Origin of the sequence: Bacillus sp. NPDC094077 (assembly GCF_050279465.1) — a bacterium.
Classification (GTDB): domain Bacteria; phylum Bacillota; class Bacilli; order Bacillales; family Bacillaceae_G; genus Bacillus_A.
On sequence record NZ_JBNNUF010000001.1, the window covers coordinates 338211 to 358570 of the forward strand.

17 protein-coding genes are annotated in these 20360 nt (G+C 37.5%); all 17 read right to left on the bottom strand.

Going from position 1 to position 20360, the window contains the following annotated elements:
- Positions 1–108: 108 nt before the first annotated feature.
- Entirely contained in the window at positions 109–2247 is a 2139-nt protein-coding gene (gene pnp, locus ACQKNR_RS01660; protein WP_427314923.1) for a polyribonucleotide nucleotidyltransferase, read from the bottom strand.
- Between the two features lie 160 nt (positions 2248–2407).
- Positions 2408–2677 (bottom strand): 30S ribosomal protein S15, encoded by a 270-nt coding sequence (gene rpsO / locus ACQKNR_RS01665; RefSeq protein ID WP_001229392.1) that lies wholly within the window; start codon positions 2675–2677, stop codon positions 2408–2410.
- Positions 2678–2777: 100 nt separating this feature from the next.
- Positions 2778–3749 (bottom strand): bifunctional riboflavin kinase/FAD synthetase, encoded by a 972-nt coding sequence (gene ribF / locus ACQKNR_RS01670; RefSeq protein WP_427314925.1) that lies wholly within the window; start codon positions 3747–3749, stop codon positions 2778–2780.
- 43 nt (positions 3750–3792) lie between these two features.
- Positions 3793–4716 (bottom strand): tRNA pseudouridine(55) synthase TruB, encoded by a 924-nt coding sequence (gene truB / locus ACQKNR_RS01675; protein ID WP_427314926.1) that lies wholly within the window; start codon positions 4714–4716, stop codon positions 3793–3795.
- An 86-nt stretch (positions 4717–4802) separates the two neighbouring features.
- Positions 4803–5159, bottom strand: a complete 357-nt coding sequence (gene rbfA / locus ACQKNR_RS01680; protein WP_000776439.1) for a 30S ribosome-binding factor RbfA — start codon at positions 5157–5159, stop codon at positions 4803–4805.
- A gap of 15 nt (positions 5160–5174) precedes the next feature.
- Positions 5175–5456, bottom strand: coding sequence for a DUF503 domain-containing protein (locus tag ACQKNR_RS01685; protein WP_000582364.1), 282 nt, complete (start codon positions 5454–5456; stop codon positions 5175–5177).
- Positions 5453–7513 (bottom strand): translation initiation factor IF-2, encoded by a 2061-nt coding sequence (gene infB, locus ACQKNR_RS01690; protein ID WP_427314929.1) that lies wholly within the window; start codon positions 7511–7513, stop codon positions 5453–5455. Before infB ends, ACQKNR_RS01685 begins: the two co-directional genes overlap by 4 nt.
- 4 nt (positions 7514–7517) lie before the next feature.
- Entirely contained in the window at positions 7518–7829 is a 312-nt protein-coding gene (locus ACQKNR_RS01695) for a YlxQ family RNA-binding protein (RefSeq protein WP_001286525.1), read from the bottom strand.
- A complete protein-coding gene (rnpM, locus tag ACQKNR_RS01700; RefSeq protein ID WP_000071128.1) occupies positions 7830–8102 on the bottom strand; it encodes an RNase P modulator RnpM in 273 nt (90 codons plus the stop codon).
- Positions 8103–8113: 11 nt separating this feature from the next.
- Positions 8114–9220 carry a transcription termination factor NusA gene (nusA, locus tag ACQKNR_RS01705; protein WP_427314931.1) on the bottom strand — a complete coding sequence of 369 codons (1107 nt, stop codon included), beginning with the start codon at positions 9218–9220 and terminating at the stop codon, positions 8114–8116.
- A gap of 17 nt (positions 9221–9237) precedes the next feature.
- Positions 9238–9708, bottom strand: coding sequence for a ribosome maturation factor RimP (gene rimP / locus ACQKNR_RS01710; protein WP_000359095.1), 471 nt, complete (start codon positions 9706–9708; stop codon positions 9238–9240).
- 333 nt (positions 9709–10041) lie between these two features.
- Positions 10042–14343: a PolC-type DNA polymerase III gene (locus ACQKNR_RS01715; RefSeq protein ID WP_427314933.1), complete on the bottom strand. Its 4302-nt coding sequence runs from the start codon at positions 14341–14343 to the stop codon at positions 10042–10044.
- Between the two features lie 124 nt (positions 14344–14467).
- Positions 14468–16168, bottom strand: coding sequence for a proline--tRNA ligase (locus tag ACQKNR_RS01720; RefSeq protein WP_427314935.1), 1701 nt, complete (start codon positions 16166–16168; stop codon positions 14468–14470).
- A 109-nt stretch (positions 16169–16277) separates the two neighbouring features.
- Complete coding sequence (gene rseP / locus ACQKNR_RS01725) at positions 16278–17534, bottom strand: RIP metalloprotease RseP (RefSeq protein WP_427314936.1); 1257 nt, start codon at positions 17532–17534, stop codon at positions 16278–16280.
- Positions 17535–17551: 17 nt separating this feature from the next.
- Positions 17552–18694 (bottom strand): 1-deoxy-D-xylulose-5-phosphate reductoisomerase, encoded by a 1143-nt coding sequence (dxr, locus tag ACQKNR_RS01730; RefSeq protein ID WP_427314938.1) that lies wholly within the window; start codon positions 18692–18694, stop codon positions 17552–17554.
- A 23-nt stretch (positions 18695–18717) separates the two neighbouring features.
- A complete protein-coding gene (gene cdsA / locus ACQKNR_RS01735; protein WP_427314940.1) occupies positions 18718–19509 on the bottom strand; it encodes a phosphatidate cytidylyltransferase in 792 nt (263 codons plus the stop codon).
- 17 nt (positions 19510–19526) lie between these two features.
- Complete coding sequence (uppS, locus tag ACQKNR_RS01740) at positions 19527–20303, bottom strand: isoprenyl transferase (RefSeq protein WP_427314942.1); 777 nt, start codon at positions 20301–20303, stop codon at positions 19527–19529.
- Positions 20304–20360: the final 57 nt, after the last annotated feature.

Here is a 20360-nt window from a genome sequence, read left to right on the forward strand (position 1 = left end):
CTTTGTTAATTTGAGCGTTATATTGAAAACTATACCTATACTGACATAAAAATATGTGTAAATCATGTTTTTTACATAACAAAAAAAGCCAGCTAAACTGGCTTTTACTTATTGCTGCTCTTGTTTGTTTTCTTCTTTAGCAGCTTCTTTTTCTTGCTCTTCTTTTAGCAATACTTTTCTAGATAGGTTCACGCGGCCTTGTTTGTCAATCTCGATAACTTTAACAGGAATTACGTCACCGATCTTCACAACATCTTCTACTTTACCTACACGCTCAAGTGCAAGTTCAGAAATGTGAACTAATCCATCTTTACCACTGAATAATTCAACGAAAGCACCGAATTTTTCGATACGTTTTACTTTTCCTTCGTAGATTTCATCTACTTGTACTTCGCGAACGATATCTTCGATAATTTTCTTAGCTTTGTCGTTCATTTCTTGGTCTATTGATGAAATGAATACTGTACCATCTTGCTCGATATCAATTTTAACACCAGTTTCTTCAATAATTTTATTGATTTGTTTACCGCTTGGTCCAATAACGTCACGGATTTTATCTGGGTTAATTGTCATTGTAATAATCTTTGGAGCGTAAGCTGACAATTCAGTACGTGGTTCTGCAATTACAGATAACATATGATCTAGAATGTGCATACGACCAACTTTCGCTTGTTGTAGTGCTTCTTCTAAAATCTCACGAGATAAACCATCGATTTTAATGTCCATTTGCAGTGCAGTTACACCTTGTGCTGTACCTGCTACTTTAAAGTCCATATCACCTAAATGGTCTTCCATACCTTGAATATCAGTTAAAATTGTGTAATGCTCACCAGATTTAACTAACCCCATAGCAATACCTGCAACTGGAGCTTTAAGTGGAACACCAGCATCCATCATCGCTAAAGTACTACCACAAATACTTGCTTGTGAAGTAGAACCATTTGACTCTAACACTTCAGATACAAGACGTACTGTGTATGGGAAATCTTTTTCAGATGGAATTACAGGCTCAAGTGCGCGCTCTCCTAATGCACCGTGACCGATTTCACGACGACCTGGTCCACGCATTGGTCTTGTTTCACCAACACTAAACGATGGGAAGTTGTAATGGTGCATAAAACGTTTTGATTCTTCTACACCAAGACCATCTAAAATTTGCACATCGCCTAATGCACCTAATGTGCAAATACTTAATGCTTGTGTTTGTCCACGTGTGAATAAACCAGAACCGTGTGTACGAGATAAAATACCAACTTCTGATGCTAAAGGACGGATTTCGTCACCTTTACGGCCATCCGGGCGGATTTTTTCAACTGTAATAAGACGACGTACTTCTTCTTTTACAATTTTATATAATATCTCATTTACTTGTCCTAATGTATCAGCATCCGCTTCCTGAGCTTCGTAATGCTCAATTACACGTTTTTTCACTTCGTTAATTGCATCTTCACGTGCATGCTTTTCATGTACTTGAATTGCTGAATGCATATCTTTCTCAGCCATCTCACGTACAGCTTGATTAAGATCAGCGTCAACTTCATAAAGTTTTACTTCTGATTTCTCTTTACCTACCGCTTGTACAATCTCTTCTTGGAATGCGATTAGACGTTTAATCTCATCATGACCAAACATAATTGCTTCTAACATTGTTTCTTCAGGTACTTGATCTGCTCCTGCTTCAACCATGTTAATTGCATCTTTCGTACCAGCTACAACTAAGTGGATATCACTTTGTTCTTGCTGTTCTACTGTTGGGTTAATAACGAACTCGCCATTAATACGACCAACTGTTGCACCAGCGATTGGGCCTTCAAATGGAATATCTGAAACCGATAATGCTAATGAAGAACCAAGCATAGCCGCCATTTCAGAAGAACAATCTTGATCCACACTCATTACGATGCTGACAACTTGTACTTCATTACGGAAACCATCTGCGAATAGTGGGCGAATTGGACGGTCGATTAAACGACTTGCCAAAATTGCTTTTTCACTTGGACGACCTTCACGTTTAATAAAACCGCCTGGAATTTTTCCGACTGCATATAAACGCTCTTCATAGTTTACTGTAAGTGGGAAGAAATCTACATTTTTAGCCTCTTTTGATGCAGTTGCTGTAGATAGAACCGCTGTATCGCCATATCTTACTAATACTGCTCCGTTCGCTTGTTTTGCAAGCTGACCAGTTTCAACTGTTAGCTGGCGACCAGCTAAATCTATCGAGAAGACTTGCTTTTCTTGACTCATTTAAGTACCCCTCTCAATTTAAAGTATTCAATTCTTCTATGTAAATGGATAGTATATCACAATATTCTACCTCTAGTATTGCCGAAAATTAAGTAAGCTATAAAGCGTAGAAGATATATTTTTACCTAACAAAAAAGCGGGAATATTCCCGCTTCTTTGACTATCGACGTAAGCCAAGCTTTGTGATTAATTCACGGTAACGTGTGATATCGCTATTACGAAGGTAAGTTAGTAAGTTACGACGTTTACCAACCATCTTTAATAGACCACGACGTGAATGATGATCTTTCTTGTGAGTACGTAAGTGCTCGTTTAGAGTGTTAATTTGCTCCGTTAGGACAGCAATTTGAACCTCTGGAGAACCAGTATCAGTCTCATGAGTTCTAAATTGTGCAATGATTTCATTTTTACGTTCTTGTGTTAAAGCCATCCTATTTCACCTCCTATTAATTAAACCCCCAATTACCTAGCAAGCGTCGGTGAGTCGCAATGCCAAGCAATGGTTGTCATAAAGTACATAACATAGAATACTACTTTTCATTTGAAAAAGCAAGTATATTCTTTTCGCTCGCAAAATATTCTTGTGCTGTTTTCTTATCTTTTGCGATCTGTTCAACTAACTCGTCAATGCCATTGAATTTCTTCTCTTCTCTTATACGCATATGCCACTCAACTGTAACACTTTGATCATATATGTCTTTGTTAAATTCAAATAAATGCACTTCAATAGATAATTGACGCTCATTTTCTTTAAACGTTGGCTTATATCCAATATTACATACACCATCGTACCATGCATCGTGAACTTTTAATCTCACTGCATAAACACCTACAGGTGGCAATAAATACTCATCACTTAAACCTACATTAGCGGTTGGAAAACCAATTTGTCGTCCACGTTTATCACCGTGTACAACCGTTCCTCCTACTGTATAGGCTCTACCTAAAATAGATGGAATTTGTTCCATTTCGCCATTTCGAATTAACTTTCGTAATGCTGTAGAACTTACTTTCTCTTCTTGAAATTCAACTTTTTCAATCACAGTCTGTGTAAACTCCCCTCTTGCATGAAATGGTAAAGTCTCCATCTTCCCTTTTCCTAAACGTCCATATGAATAATCAAACCCAGCTACAACATGCTTTACATTTAAACCGATAATATAATCATCTACAAATTGTTGTGGTAATAATCCTGCAAATGATTCATCAAATTTAATAACATATAATATATCGATTCCTAAGTTTTCTACTATTTTTTCTTTATCACGCATTGGTGTAATGTACTCCACATGCGCTTCTTTTTTTCCTAAAATAACAGATGGATGAGGATGAAATGTCATAACTGCACTTTTATATCCGCGTTCATCCGCTATTTGCTTTGCCGTTCGAATCACACGTTGATGCCCTAAATGAATGCCATCAAAAAACCCTAATGCCATTACAGTAGGTGGTAATTCTAATTTATTTTGTTCATGTGGATGAGTTAAATGAATAAGTTTCACGCTTGAATTCACCTTTTTCTGTAATAATCCTTCCAATAATTCATTATAGCTTTAGTTCTTGATTATTCACAAGTACTTTCATCGGCTTTAGCATACCAGGACGTTTCGGATGGTGCTCATAAATTGCTAAGCAACGCTCATTTTTATCAAATACTGTTATAAATGGTGCTGTTATTTCTAATTCATTCTTTAAAAACATGCCATTTTTTATTTTCTCTGCTTGCCCTTCATCTACAACCATTTTTGGGAACTTACTTAATGCTTCATCAATGGAAATGAAGATAGACTCTACTGTTCCATTTTGCATGTTTTCTTCAATTTCTTCAAATGATATGCAATCTTCTAATAAAAATTCACCAGATGCTGTTCTTACAAGGTGAGACATATGTGATGGAAAACCTAACTTTTCACCAATCATTACTGCAAGTGTTCTTACATATGTCCCTTTACTACACGTTACACGGAAACTGAATGAAATATTTTCCCCTTCAAAAACTTCACGGTCATCAAGTAGTACAAATTCATGAATTGTAATTGTACGAACTGGACGTTCAACTTCTTGTCCCGCTCTTGCATATTCATATAATTTTTTTCCGTTAACTTTTACAGCTGAAAACATAGGGGGCATTTGTTCAATTGTACCGGTTAATTCTGCAAGAGCTCCTTCTACTTCCTTACGAGTAATAACACGGTCTACATTTTTTGTTTCCACAACTTCCCCTGAAGCATCTTCAGTTGTTGTCGAAAATCCTAATGTCACTTCCCCTTCGTATGTTTTCGTTTCGCTTGTTAAAAATTGTGCGATTTTAGTTGCTCTTCCAACACAAATCGGTAATACTCCCGTTACATCTGGATCCAACGTTCCAGTATGACCAATTCTTTTCTCTCGTAATATTTTTCTTAATTTAAATACACAATCATGTGATGTCATGCCTTTTGGCTTATGTAATAGTACTACACCTTCCATATATGTTCACCTCATCATAATTCTTTCATAATAAATATCCAAAACTTATTTTACATTGAAAAAATGGATAGACAAATGTCTATCCATTATTCTTCACGTTTACCGTCTTTATTAATTTCATGTAAAAGTGTATCAATTCGATGACCATATCCGATAGACTCATCAAATTCAAAGGAAATTTCTGGTGTTTTACGAAGGCGAATACGTTGGCCAATTTCTGAACGAATGAAGCCTTTTGCCTTCGCTAAACCTTTTAATGTACTTTCTTTCTGCTCATCGTCACCTAAAACAGAAATATATACTTTAGCAATTTGTAAATCTCCACTCACTTGTACATCTGTTACTGTAACAAATCCGACACGTGGGTCTTTAATTTTACGACTGATGATGTCGCCTAATTCTTTTTTCATTTGCTCGCCTACACGGTTTGCACGTAATTTCATAACTCTTCACCTCATTCAATACCATTCCAATTGTGTTATCGTACGTTCAATTTCAGGAAATGAATCGATGTACTCAAGTACACGATTCATTTCTTTTTCACAGATAACACGATTTGAGGATACGGAAACAATCGCAATTTCTGTACGTTGCCATACATCTTGATGCCCTACTTCTGAAACAGCTACGTTATAACGCTGCTTCACACGAGTCAGCACCCGTTGCAAAATTGCTCGTTTCTCTTTTAAAGAATGCACATCGTAAATCATACACTCGAATGAGAGTGAAGCGATAATCATCGCTTCACTTCTTCCATAATGTACGCTTCAATAATGTCCCCTTCTTTAAGATCGTTGTATTTCTCAATTGTAATACCACACTCATAGTTTTGAGCAACTTCTTTTACATCGTCTTTGAAACGTTTTAACGTATCAAGTTGACCTTCATAGATTACCACGCCATCACGAATAATACGCACGCCGCTATCACGTGTAATTTTACCGTCTGTTACGTAACAACCTGCGATTGTTCCAACTTTCGTTACTTTAAACGTTTGACGAACTTCTGCTTGGCCGATTACTTTTTCTTCGAATTCTGGATCAAGCATACCTTGCATAGCTGCTTCAATCTCTTCGATTACTTTATAGATAATACGGTGTAAACGAATATCAACGTTCTCTAATTCAGCTGTACGCTTCGCATTTACATCTGGACGTACGTTAAATCCAATTACAATTGCATTAGATGCAGAAGCTAAAATAATATCAGATTCTGTAATCGCACCTACACCAGTGTGAATGATTTTTACTTTTACGCCTTCAACATCGATTTTACGAAGTGATGCAGCCATCGCTTCAACAGAACCTTGTACGTCTGCTTTTACGATTAAGTTGATTTCTTTTACATCGCCCTCTTGGATTTGTTGGAATAAATCTTCAAGGCTTAATTTAGATTTCTCACCACGTTGTGCAACTAACGCTTCTTGTGCACGTGATTCACCAATTTGACGTGCTTTCTTCTCATCAGCGAATGCCATGAAACGATCTCCAGCTTGTGGTACTTCATTTAAACCTGTAATTTCAACAGGAGTTGATGGGCCAGCAACTTTTACACGACGACCAATATCACTTACCATTGCACGAACACGTCCGAATGATGTTCCAACAACGATTGGATCTCCAACTCGAAGCGTACCGTTTTGAACAAGTAATGTTGCGATAGTTCCTTTACCTTTATCAAGCTGCGCTTCAATTACAGTACCAGTTGCATAGCGATTTGGATTTGCTTTATATTCTTCTACTTCACTTACAAGAAGAATCATTTCTAGCAAGTTGTCAATTCCTTCGCCTTGAATTGCAGAAATTGGTACGAAAATTGTGTCTCCGCCCCATGCTTCTGGAACTAATTCATATTCTGTTAATTCTTGCATTACGCGATCTGGATTTGCTGCTGGTTTATCCATTTTATTCACAGCAACAATAATTGGTACTCCTGCAGCTTTCGCATGGTTAATCGCTTCAACTGTTTGTGGCATAACACCGTCATCAGCTGCAACAACAAGGATTGTAATATCCGTTACTTGCGCACCACGAGCACGCATTGTTGTAAATGCTGCGTGACCAGGTGTATCTAAGAATGTAATTTTCTTATCGTTTACTTCAACTTGGTATGCACCAATATGCTGAGTAATTCCACCCGCTTCGCCAGCAGTTACTTTTGAGTTACGAATAGAGTCAAGTAATGTTGTTTTACCATGGTCAACGTGTCCCATAATTGTAACAACAGCTGGACGCTCTTTTAAGTTTTCTTCATCATCTTGTTCATCGATGAATGTTTCAAACTCAGTTTCGCTTATAATTACTTCTTCTTCTACTTCAATACCGTAATCAGTAGCAATTAACTCAATTGTATCTTTGTCTAAGTCTTGGTTAATTGTTGCCATAATTCCTAGCATGAAGAGCTTCTTAATAATTTCAGATGGCTCTTTGCTTAACTTTTTAGCAAGTTCTCCTACCGTAAGGCTTCCAGAGAAAGTAATTTTATCTGGTGTTTCTACAACTTGTGTTTGTTGTCTTCCAGCAAAGTTTTCTTGACGCTTGTCTTCGTTACCTTTGCCTTTTTTCTTTTTCTTATTACTGTTCTTTTTACTACGAACAACTTTTTCTTCTACTTCAAACTCATCTGCAACAGAAGGTTTTTCTGTTTGGTATTCATTATCTAATTTGTTTACTACTTCATCGTCTAACATTGTCATATGATTCGAAACCTCGATATTCATTTCTTTTAGTTTTGTCATAAGATCTTTACTTGAGATATTATGTTGTTTTGCATATTCATGCACTCGAATTTTACTCATACCTTCACCCCCGGTAATTTGTATCGAGCATGCTACGCAGCTTTTTCGCAAAGCCTTCATCTAACACAGCTACAACGACTCGCTCATCTCTCCCAATCGCATGCCCTAATTGTTGTCGGTTTTCGACCTTTCTCATTGGTACGTTGTAGTACGTAGTTTTATCCGTCATGCGTTTTGTTGTATTCACTGACGCATCTTCAGATAATAATACAAGTTTTGCCTTGCCACTTCGTACTTCTTTTAAAACGAGTTCTTCACCCGAAATAATTTTTCGAGCCCGGTTTGCTAGTCCTAAAAACGATTTCCAATCGGACACTTATTTCGACTCCTTCTCAACAAGCTCAAGAAGCTCTTCGTATAGAGAACTGTCGATTTTCGCTTTTAGATGATGTTCCAAAACATTTTTCTTTTGGGCTTGAAGAATGCTTTCTTTGTCCTTTGATAGGTAAGCACCTCGTCCTGATTTTTTTCCAGTTAAATCAATGGACACTTCTCCCTCTTTGGAACGAACAATGCGAACGAGCTCTCGTTTTGATTTCATTTCTTGCGTTGCAACACATTTTCGTAACGGAACTTTTCGATTGCTCATACTCATCACCTCTATTCGATTTCGTCTTCAACTGAATCGAATCCGAATGCGATTACGCTATCTTCTTCTGTTACAATACCAAGTTGTTTCGCATCAGACTCACTCTTAATGTCAATCTTCCAGCCTGTTAATTTAGCTGCAAGACGTGCGTTTTGTCCACGCTTACCGATAGCTAATGATAGCTGGTGATCTGGAACAACAACAGTTGTTGCTTTTTCTTCTTCATCTACAAGTACTTTAACAACTTGTGATGGGCTTAAAGCATTTGCAACATATTCAACTGGATCATTTGACCAGCGAACGATGTCAATTTTTTCACCTTTTAATTCATCTACAATACGTTGTACACGTTGTCCTTTTGGTCCTACACAAGAGCCAACTGGATCAACGTCAACGTTCTCTGCGTATACAGAGATTTTAGAACGATCGCCAGCTTCACGTGCTACAGAACGAATGTCAACAGTTCCATCATAGATTTCAGGAACTTCCATTTCGAATAAACGTTTTAAAAGACCAGGATGTGTACGTGATACGTAAATTTGTGGTCCTTTTGTTGTTTTCTCTACTTTCGTAATGAATACGCGAATGCGATCATGTGGTTTGTATTGCTCGTTTGGCATTTGCTCACTTACAGGTAATAAAGCTTCTACTTTCCCTAAGCTTACATAGATAAAACGAGCATCTTGGCGTTGTACAATACCAACCATAATATCTTCTTCACGGTCACTAAACTCAGAGTAAATAACACCACGCTCTGCTTCACGCACTCGTTGCGTTACAACTTGTTTTGCAGTCTGTGCTGCAATGCGCCCGAAATCTTTTGGTGTTACTTCAATTTCTAGTACGTCACCATCTTGATAGTTTGGATTAATTTGTCTTGCTTCTTCAACAGAAATTTCAAGACGTGGATCAAACACATTATCAACAACGTCTTTACGTGCTAAAACTTGAATTGTTCCCACTTCTGGGTTAAAGCTCACACGAACATTTTGTGCTTGGTTAAAATTGCGTTTATAAGCAGAGATTAATGCTGCTTCAATCGCATCAATAATAATATCTTTACTAATTCCTTTTTCTGACTCTAATACGAGCAAGGCATCTAACAACTCAGTGCTCATGAAGATCCCCCTTCTAACTAAAACGTAACAGCAAGTCGCGCATTTGCAACTTTATCCATTGGAATTTGGATTTCTTTTTTACGTGTTTTAATTGTTAATAATAGTGTAATTGTAGTACCGTCGTAGGAAAGTAGCTTTCCTTCAAACATTTTTTCACCATCAATCGGCTCATATGTTTTAATTGCCACTTGTTTTCCTACCGCTTGCTGGAAGTCTTTCTCTTTCTTTAATGGGCGTTCTGCTCCAGGAGATGATACATCCAAAAAGTAAAGATGAGGAATTGGATCCTCTTTATCTAAAGCTTCGCTTAAACGTTCACTTACCGCACCGCATTCTTCAATGTCGACTCCCTTTTCAGAATCGATGAATACGCGTAAGAACCAGTCTTGTCCTTCTTTCACATACTCTACATCTACAAGTTCAAGATTTAACTCTTCAACGATTGGCTGCGCAAATGCTTCTACAACTTCTGTGACTTTCTTATCCATAAACAGCCTCCTTCCTGCCGCCATGTACCATCTACAAGAAAAGACTCCGTTCATAAAAACGGTCTATCTTATTCTTTCTCGTTAGCTAACAAAAGCCCCTGCCGTTAAGCAGGGAATATCTGTCTTAGTATTACCAAATTTAAGAAGTAAAACTTGTAACAAAATATGTATATACGACAGAAATTTCTTACCTTTCTACATCAATAAAACGTAGATAGTAACACGAAAGAGTGGGTTTCCCCACTCTTTTTTTCACACAATATACATGACATGGTTATCTCGGTTAATAGTATACCATAGCAAATGCTGATTTGCAAAGACTTTTCCTACCTGCTAGAACAGTGATAATTGGTTTTGATCAGGTAGATCGCCTAAGCAACCTTGACTATCTAAATACTCAATAATCGTTTTAGAAACCTTACTGCGCTGCTGTAAATCTTCTTTTGATAAGAAATCTCCATTTTTACGAGCTTCTACAATACTTAAAGCTGCGTTTGTACCAAGTCCAGGTACTGCATTAAATGGAGGAATTAAAGTATCCCCATCAATAATGAAATCAGTTGCATGTGAGCGGTATAAATCAACCTTTTGGAATGAGTATCCACGCTCACACATTTCAAGTGTCATTTCTAGTACCGTTAATAAACTCTTCTCTTTTGGCGCTGCATCCAATCCTTTTTGCGCAATTTCATCAATTTTTGCACGTATGGATGCTGAACCTTTCGCCATCGCCTCTACATCAAAGTCATCTGCACGAACTGTAAAGTATGCCGCATAGAATAAAAGCGCGAAATGTACTTTAAAGTATGCGATACGAACCGCCATAAGTACGTAAGCAGCCGCATGGGCTTTAGGGAACATATATTTTATCTTCTTACATGAATCAATATACCAACCTGGTACATTATTATTTTTCATGTCCTCTTCCCATTCTTCCGGTACACCTTTACCTTTACGAACCGACTCCATGATTTTGAAGGCTAATGATGGATCTAAACCTTGATAAATTAAATATACCATGATGTCATCACGACAACCGATAACTTCACTCAGCGTACATGTACCGTTATAAATTAACTCGTTTGCATTACCGAGCCATACGTCAGTACCATGCGATAGTCCAGAAATTTGGACTAGCTCTGAGAACGTCGTTGGTTTTGTCTCTTCTAACATCTGTCTTACGAATTTCGTACCGAATTCCGGTATACCAAGTGTACCTGTTTTACAGTTAATCTGTTCTTCCGTTACCCCTAAAGATTCTGGACCAGAGAAAATTTTCATTACTTCTGGATCGTCTGTTGGGATTGTTTTCGGATCAATACCACTTAAATCTTGTAGCATACGAATAACAGTCGGATCATCGTGTCCTAGTATATCGAGTTTCAATAAATTATCATGAATCGAGTGGAAGTCAAAGTGTGTTGTTCTCCACTCAGCCCCAATTGAATCCGCAGGAAACTGTATTGGTGAAAAATCAAAGATATCCATGTAATCAGGCACAACAATAATACCACCTGGATGCTGTCCAGTTGTACGCTTTACTCCGGTACATCCTGCAACTAACCGATCAATCTCTGCATTTCGAATCGTTAAATTATGATCATTTGCATAACCTTTTACATACCCATAAGCTGTTTTTTCCGCAACCGTACCTATCGTTCCCGCACGGTATACATAATCTTCACCGAACAGTACTTTCGTATAGTTATGGGCACGTGGTTGGTATTCACCGGAGAAGTTTAAATCGATGTCGGGTACCTTATCTCCTTTAAATCCAAGGAACGTTTCGAACGGAATATCATGTCCATCTTTTACATAAGGAACGTTACATGCTGGACATTCTTTATCTGGTAAGTCAAAACCGGAACCTACCGAACCGTCATTAAAGAATTCAGATTGCTTACACTTTGGACATACATAATGTGGTGGTAATGGGTTTACTTCTGTAATTTCCATCATCGTTGCAACGAATGATGAGCCTACCGATCCACGCGAACCTACTAGATATCCATCTACTAGCGATTTTTTCACAAGCTTATGTGAAATTAAATAAATTACGGCGAATCCATGTCCGATAATACTTTTCAATTCTTTTTCCAAACGGGCTTCTACAATTCCCGGTAACTCTTCACCATAAATGCTGCGCGCCATTTTATAACTCATATCACGCGTTTCATCATCAGCACCTTCGATTTTCGGTGTATATAGATCGTCTTTTACTGGATGAACATCGCCAATTAATGATGCAATCTTTTGTGTATTCGTTACAACAATTTCTTTTGCTGTATCTTCACCTAAGAATGAAAAACATTCTAGCATTTCATCCGTTGTACGGAAATGTACAGGCGGTAATGAATGTCGATTTAAAGGATTTGCTCCCCCTTGTGAACTGACTAAAATTTTACGATACATCGCATCCTCTGGATCTAAATAATGCACGTTCCCTGTAGCAACAACTGGCTTATCTAACGTCTCACCTAGTTTTACTAAATTAGAAATAATTGTTTTTAATTGTCCTTCATCTCGAACCAGTTCACGTTCTACTAAATGACGTAACACTTCTGGAGGCATTACCTCAATATAGTCATAGAACTGTGCAATTTCTTCTACCTCTTCAGGAGCTTTTTGCATCATTGCCTCAAAAACTTCACCTTTATCACAAGCCGTCCCTACTAAAATGCCTTCACGGTATTTTTTCAATAGTGATCGCGGTACACGTGGTACACGGTAAAAATAATTCAGGTGGGAATATGAAACAAGTTTATATAAATTTTTCAATCCAACATCTGATGTGGCAATTAATGTCATATGACTTGGACGTCCACGCTTATACGCATCCCCTTGCCCCATACTATCATTCAATTGATTGTGATATTCATAACCTTTTTCAATAACATCTTTCAGCATTTTTACAAGTAAATACCCTGTCGCCTCTGTATCATAAATGGCACGGTGATGTTGAGTTAATTCAATATCAAGTTTTTTACACATCGTATTTAATCGATGATTTTTCATTTCCGGGAATAAAAACCTTGCAAGTTCTAACGTATCGATAACTGGATTTTTCGTTTTTTCTAGCCCAGCCTTTTTAAAGCCTACATTAATAAAGCCCATATCGAAGCTTGCGTTATGAGCAACAAGGGTATGGTCGCCCATCCATTCCTCAAACTTTTTAAACACTTCGTCCACTTCTGGTGCATCCGTTAACATATCATCTGTAATTCCTGTTAATTCAATAATTGTCGCAGATAATGGTTGATGCGGATTTGCGAAAGATTCAAACCGATCAATGATTTCGCCACCTTTTACTTTTACAGCCGCTAACTCAATAACTGTATCGTATACAGCTGATAAACCTGTCGTCTCAACGTCGAAAACAACATACGTTTCCTCTGCAAGTAAACGATGCGCTTCGTTATATGCTATTGGTACACCATCATTAACTAAATTCGCCTCTACACCATATATAACTTTAACCCCAGCCTTTTTACCCGCAGAATATGCTTCTGGGAAAGACTGAGCAACGGCATGGTCTGTAATCGCAATAGCCTCATGCCCCCATTTACCTGCTTGGGCAACAAGCCTAGAAACAGGAGTAACAGCATCCATTTGGCTCATCGGAGTGTGAAGGTGAAGCTCTACACGTTTTTCTCCTTCTGGCGCTTTATCTCTACGAGACGGTCCTGTTATTTCATTAATATCGTTTGCAATCATAACTAAATCACGCACGAAAGTATCGTTTTGAACAGAACCACGCGCTTTCACCCACATTCCTTTTTTCAAGGATTGCAACATTGGAATATCTTCTTTATCACGAGAAAACATTTTGATCATAATAGAATCCGTATAATCTGTTATTTTTAAAGTTAATAACGTACGTCCACTACGAAGCTCTTTTGTTTCTACATGGAAGACATATCCTTGAACCGTTTTTCTTCTCTCTTCATCTTGAATTTCTCGCATCGGTGTAACCTCTTCGTCTGGCTTAATAAGATACCCGAGTACGACCGGTCCTTCATGCACAATACTGCTTTCTTCAGCTTGTTTCTTCGCCATTTCTTCCATAGCTTGTATAACACGCTCGCGGTCTTCTTGCTGAGTTTGCTCACGAAACTTTTGCATTTCTTCTTCATTTTGCTTTATATGTGTGTCTAACTGAAAACGTGGGAATCCAAAAGCTTCGTATTGATCACCTACTGGTTTTGCAACGTTTTTCTTTAAAGCAGTAGATTCCAGCTCATTATTCACATTTAATATCAACTTCACGCCATTCACCTGCGGAAGTTGCTTCTTTAAGTATCCAAACATAGGTGAAAATGTAATTCGATCCGTACAAAGCGGCCAATATGCCTTCACTTCTTCTTCTGTAAATTGTTTATTCTCTGTTTCTAATGCAAATGTTGTTCTTGCAATATGAGAAAATGACTGCTTAAGCTTTGCTTCTAGCAATTCATATAATTCTGTCGGCAAAATACGTGGGACTTGTAAATCAAAATGCCAGCTTTTATTCGCTTTATCAATAACTAGCCTTTCAATACCACCGCCTTGTAAATACTGATTTATAAGGTCTTCTGGTATTTGCAACTGTTGGAGCAAAATTTGAAATCGCTCTTGTTGTTCATTTGTTAATGACATAAGCACTCTCCTTCCATTTGCTATTATAAATTGAAACGTACTACAAAGAAAGATTTCTTCCTTCTTCTTTTACAAAATACGTTTACAAAGAAAGAGAAGGTACCTCATAACGAGGTACCCCTTCTTATTTTAAAATATTAGCAATATATGTTTGAAGTTCTTCTACTTTCACTTCTTCAGACTCGCCTGTAGCGCGTACTTTCACTTCTACAATACCTTCATCTGCTTTTTTACCAACTGTAACGCGAACTGGAAGGCCGAATAAATCTGCATCTGCAAATTTAACACCTGCACGTTCTGCACGATCATCTAGTAATACTTCATATCCTTGCTCTTGTAATGAGTTGTAGATGTTTTCACCCATTTCACGTTGTGCATCAGATTTCATATTTACTGGAATTACATGCACATAGAACGGTGCAACAGCTTTTGGCCAAACTAAACCGTTCTCATCATTAAACTGCTCTGCAATTGCTGCCACTGTACGAGATACACCGATACCGTAACAGCCCATAATAAGTGGTTTTGTTTTTCCGTTTTCATCTAGGAACGTTGCGTTCATTGCTTCACTATAACGAGTTCCTAATTTGAATACATGACCAACTTCAATTCCGCGTGCGAAAAGAATTGTTCCATTTCCATCTGGAGATTGGTCTCCTTCTTGGATGAAGCGTAAATCCGTATATTGACTTACTTTAAAGTCACGTTCTGGATTTACATTTACATAATGGAACCCTTCTTCGTTCGCTCCAGAACATCCGTTAACAATTGATGCTACAGCATGGTCAGCAATAATTTCTACATCGCCCTTCACACCAATCGGTCCTAATGAACCAACTTCACAACTTAATAATTCTTTTACTTCTTCATGGGAAGCAAGTTCAACAACTGAAGCTCCGTATACATTTTTCACTTTTACATCATTTACTTCATGATCACCACGAACAAGTACAACTACTAATTTTTCATCTACTTTAAATACCATAGACTTAATGCATTTTTCCGCTTCAATGTTTAAGAATGCAGATACTTCTTCAATCGCTTTTTGATCTGGTGTTGCTACTTTTTCAAGTGTCTTTTCTGCTTCGTCACTCTTCGTATACGTAGCTACAACAGGAGCCATTTCGATGTTCGCTGCATAATCAGATGTATCAGAATATGCAATTGTATCTTCACCAACATCAGATAATACCATAAATTCATGTGTATCTTTTCCGCCCATTGCTCCAGAGTCAGCAATAACCGCACGGAAATTCAAGCCACAACGAGCAAAAATATTAGAGTATGCTTTGTATAAGCGATCATACACTTCATCTAAGCTCTCTTGCGTAGCGTGGAAAGAATATGCATCTTTCATTAGAAACTCTCTTCCACGTAATAAACCGAAACGTGGTCTTTGTTCATCACGGAACTTTGTTTGAATTTGATATAGAGTTAACGGTAATTTTTTATACGATTTCACTTCATCACGTACAAGATCCGTAATTACTTCTTCATGTGTCGCTCCTAATGCAAATTCACGAGCATTACGATCTTTCATACGCATTAATTCAGATCCGTAAGAATACCACCGACCTGACTCTTGCCATAATTCTGCAGCTTGCATAGCTGGCATTAATAATTCTACAGCTCCTGCGCGCTCCATTTCTTCTCGAACGATACGTTCTACTTTGTGTAGTACTTTTAAACCAAATGGTAGAAAACTATAAATACCAGAAGCATTTTGACGCATAAACCCTGCGCGAAGTAATAATTGATGACTCTTAATTTCAGCATCAGCTGGAACTTCACGTAATGTAGGACTGAATACCATACTTTGTTTCATTTATTCGCACCTCTTCATTTTACTCTTACACGCAGTAAAACCCCTCACCTCGAGTTAGGTGAGGGATTTTATTCTACGAGCTCTATTTCATTATAAGTTTCACTTTATTTTACAAGAAAAACTTACGAATGTCATTCCATGTTACAACTAACATAAGTAACATTAATAATGCAAAACCAATAAAGTGAACTATTCCTTCTTTTTGACGATCAATTGGTTTTCCTCTTAATGCTTCAATTAAGAAGAAGAATAAACGTCCACCGTCTAAAGCAGGGACTGGTAGTAAATTAAATAAACCAAGGTTAATGCTTAAGACTGCCGCTAAACTAAGCACACGTGTGAATCCATAATCTACCACTTGATCTGTTAGATTATAAATTCCTACTGGACCTGACAATTCGTTAATAGAAAATTGACCCGTTACTAATTTCACAAGAGAATCAAAAATTAGCTTCGTCCATTCGTACGTTTGTTCAAATCCTGATTTAATAGAACCCATCACTGTTTTCTCTACAGGAGAGTAAACACCAATTCTACCAACTTCGTCTTTGCCTTCTTTATCCAATGTTGGCGTTACTTTTACATTAAACTGTTCACTATCACGCTTTACATGTAACGTAATTTCTTTATTCGGGTTTTCACGTACAATGGTAACAACATCTTTCCATGTACTTGTGTTTTTTCCATCAATTGCTTGAATTGTGTCATTTTCTTTTAACCCAGCTTGTTCTGCCGCACTATTCTCCATCACTTTTCCGACCATTGGTTTGTCAACAGGAACCCCTTGTACAAACCCAAGAATCACAAAGATAACAAATGCTAAAATGAAGTTCATTGCAGGACCCGCAAAGATTGTTAAAGCGCGTTGCCCCAATTTTTTAGAGCCAAATTGCCTATTATATGGAGCAATTTGAATTTCTTCCCCAGCAGTAATGATACGAGCCTTTTCATTCACACGGAACGTTTGAAGCTCTTCCTCGTACTCTTCATATCCCGAAATTGTTAGATTATGCTCTAAATCAGTTTGTTCGACTTCAATGACACGAACATTCGGATATTTTTCATATCCATCAAAAACTAATTTCACAACTTCGTCTTTTTCATTTAGTACAAGTCCAACCTTTTTCCCTGGCTTTAATTCAACTGTGTCCGCATCCTCGCCAGCCATTCTTACATAGCCACCAAGGGGCAGTAATCGAATCGTATACACCGTTTCATTCTTTTCAAATGAGAATATTTTCGGACCAAAACCAATCGCAAACTCGCGGCATAAAATACCTGCTCTTTTTGCGAAATATAGATGCCCTAGCTCATGGAAAAATACGAGTGCACCGAAAATTAATATAAAGGCAATCGCTGTATTCAATTCCATAACCACCTTTGCTAAATTTGTTCCATCACAAACCGTCTTGTGGCTGCATCAATTTCCAGAATTTCCTCTAAGCTCGGACGTGCAATGACATTGTGATGGTTCATTGCTTTTTCAATAAGGTCTTCCACTGTTAAGAAACCAATTCTCTTTTGTAAAAAAGCTTCAACAGCTACTTCATTCGCTGCGTTCATTACAGCTGGCATACTTCCACCTGTTTTTCCAGCCTCATATGCAAAACGTAGACAACGGAAACGTTCTTGGTTCATTTTCTCAAAATGCAGTGTTCCCATTTCCCATAAGTTTAACTGTTTTGTGTCTGAAAGAGGTAATCTATCAGGATATGTAAGTGCGTATTGAATTGGTACTCGCATATCAGGTGAGCCAAGCTGTGCCATTACACTACGATCTTCAAATTCAACCATAGAATGTATAATACTTTCTTTATGTAAAACAACATCGATTTGCTCATAAGGGATATCAAAAAGCCAATGTGCTTCAATTACTTCTAGTCCCTTATTCATCATTGTAGCAGAATCAATTGTAATTTTCGAACCCATTGACCAGTTCGGATGTCGAAGCGCATCTTCTACGGTCACATGATGCAATTCATCTCTCGTTTTATCACGAAAACTTCCACCAGAAGCCGTTATAATGAGTCGAGAAATTCTTTTTTCATTTTCACCATTCAAGCATTGAAAAATAGCTGAATGTTCACTATCTACTGGAAGTAACGAAACATTATGTTTTCGTGCAGCCTCCATTACAAGATGCCCTGCAGTTACTAATGTTTCTTTATTTGCAATTCCAATTGTTTTTTTCGCCTCAATCGCACGAAGTGTTGGTAACAACCCTACGCTACCTACAACAGCATTTACTACAATCTCCACATCTGGATGTAAAGCTACTTCTAAAAGACCTTCACTACCATATACAACTTTTGTATTACCAGAAACAGCTTGTAATTTTAAAACATCTTCCTCTCTTTGCACAGAGACGATTTGCGGAGAAAACTCTTGAATTACCTTTACTGCGTAGTCAATATTTTTCCCTACAGAAAAAGCAACGAGCCGGAATTGGTCTGGGTGCGAGCGTAATACATCTAAAGTTTGTGTACCAATTGATCCGCTTGCACCTAATAAACTAATGTTTTTCATGACTCCAGCCCCTCGTTCATTTATTAATTATATTGTAATAAGAAGTAGAGAATTGGTAAAACGAATAACCAACTATCTGTTCGATCTAATATACCACCATGTCCAGGCAAAATTGTACCTGAATCCTTTACGCCATAATGACGTTTAAATGCAGATTGTACTAAATCACCAATTTGTCCAAAAATAGAAATGATAATTGTCAACACAATTAAAATCCCTACATTCGCTTCAACTGGGAAGAACATGTTGTAAACAAGTGCAACAACAACCCCACAAACAATACCGCCTAATGAACCTTCAATCGTTTTATTTGGACTAATTTCTGGCCACAATTTTCTTTTTCCTAATGCTTTTCCTATGAAATATGCGCCTGAATCAGTAGCCCATATAACAAATAATGCGCAAAACACATATTTAATTCCTAATATTCTCGTTTCATTTAAATACAAGAATCCCATTCCAACATATGTCGTTGCCATTAGTAAAAATGAAGCATTATCAAATGTAAATGTATTCTTAGAAAGGACTGTATATGATAAAAGTAATAAAACAATCACAAATGTGATTTCTAATTTACCTAGTCCAATCCACGTAAACAGTTCTGATGCACTACTTGGAATTAAAATAATCCATAATAATACTGCAGCTAAAACTGTTGGTACTGAAATAAGCGTAAGCTTATTCATACGAATTAATTCATATAAACCTATAGAAGCAAGTGCATACACTAAAACCGTAAAAGGCACGCCACCGTAAATTACGATAGGAATGAATAGTGCGGCAGCAATCACTCCAGTAATAATTCTCTGTTTCACTACCAAACCCTCTCTTTCTACACGCCTCCGAATCTGCGCCCTCTATGTTGAAAGTCTGTAATCGCATTTAGCAAATGTTCTTCAGTAAAGTCTGGCCAATACACATCTGTAAACCAAAATTCCGAATATGCAATTTGCCATAACATGAAATTACTAATACGTAGCTCTCCGCTTGTACGGATTAACAACTCTGGATCAGGTAAAAAACTCGTCATCAAGTAGGAAGAAAGCGTTTCTTCACTTACTTCTTCAGCTCGAATTTTTCCTTCCTCACTATCTTTCATCATATGTTGCACAGCAGAAACGATTTCATCTCGACTTCCATAGTTTAACGCGAAATTAAGAATTAATCCCGTATTCTCTTTCGTATCTTCCATGGCTTTCTCCATCGCTCTGCGTGTATGCGTAGGAAGACGATCTTTTTGTCCTATTACTCGGACTTGTACGTTTTCTTCAATCAATTCTGGTAAAAATGTACCGAGAAATTCTTCTGGAAGCTTCATTAAATAATCAACTTCCTTTTTCGGTCTTTTCCAGTTCTCAGTTGAAAAAGCATAGAGAGTTAATACTTTCACATTAAGTTTACTTGCAAATTTTGTAATTTTCTTTACAACTTGCATGCCTTCATGATGTCCCGCAATACGAGGCATCGCTCTCCTCTTTGCCCATCTTCCATTCCCATCCATAATGATGGCAATATGTTCTGGGATATATCCTTTTTTCACTTCTTCAACGAGATGATCAAACGATGCGACCTTTTTACCTTTAAAAAAAGGAAAATTTTTAAACATCATTCATACCCTCCAGCAAGCAGACGTATGCCTAAAAGTGTAAAAAGACCCCCTTAAGAA

Excerpts from the sequence above, each read along its gene's own strand:
- rnpM (WP_000071128.1), bottom strand. The coding sequence starts at position 8,102 with ATGAGCAATCGAAAAGTTCCGTTACGAAAATGTGTTGCAACGCAAGAA.
- rpsO (WP_001229392.1), bottom strand. The coding sequence starts at position 2,677 with ATGGCTTTAACACAAGAACGTAAAAATGAAATCATTGCACAATTTAGA.
- ACQKNR_RS01685 (WP_000582364.1), bottom strand. The coding sequence starts at position 5,456 with ATGATTATCGCTTCACTCTCATTCGAGTGTATGATTTACGATGTGCAT.
- dxr (WP_427314938.1), bottom strand. The coding sequence starts at position 18,694 with ATGAAAAACATTAGTTTATTAGGTGCAAGCGGATCAATTGGTACACAA.
- rbfA (WP_000776439.1), bottom strand. The coding sequence starts at position 5,159 with ATGAAATTACGTGCAAACCGTGTAGGCGAGCAAATGAAAAAAGAATTA.
- ACQKNR_RS01720 (WP_427314935.1), bottom strand. The coding sequence starts at position 16,168 with ATGAAACAAAGTATGGTATTCAGTCCTACATTACGTGAAGTTCCAGCT.
- uppS (WP_427314942.1), bottom strand. The coding sequence starts at position 20,303 with ATGATGTTTAAAAATTTTCCTTTTTTTAAAGGTAAAAAGGTCGCATCG.
- truB (WP_427314926.1), bottom strand. The coding sequence starts at position 4,716 with ATGGAAGGTGTAGTACTATTACATAAGCCAAAAGGCATGACATCACAT.
- ACQKNR_RS01715 (WP_427314933.1), bottom strand. The coding sequence starts at position 14,343 with ATGTCATTAACAAATGAACAACAAGAGCGATTTCAAATTTTGCTCCAA.
- rimP (WP_000359095.1), bottom strand. The coding sequence starts at position 9,708 with ATGGATAAGAAAGTCACAGAAGTTGTAGAAGCATTTGCGCAGCCAATC.
- infB (WP_427314929.1), bottom strand. The coding sequence starts at position 7,513 with ATGAGTAAAATTCGAGTGCATGAATATGCAAAACAACATAATATCTCA.
- pnp (WP_427314923.1), bottom strand. The coding sequence starts at position 2,247 with ATGAGTCAAGAAAAGCAAGTCTTCTCGATAGATTTAGCTGGTCGCCAG.
- nusA (WP_427314931.1), bottom strand. The coding sequence starts at position 9,220 with ATGAGCACTGAGTTGTTAGATGCCTTGCTCGTATTAGAGTCAGAAAAA.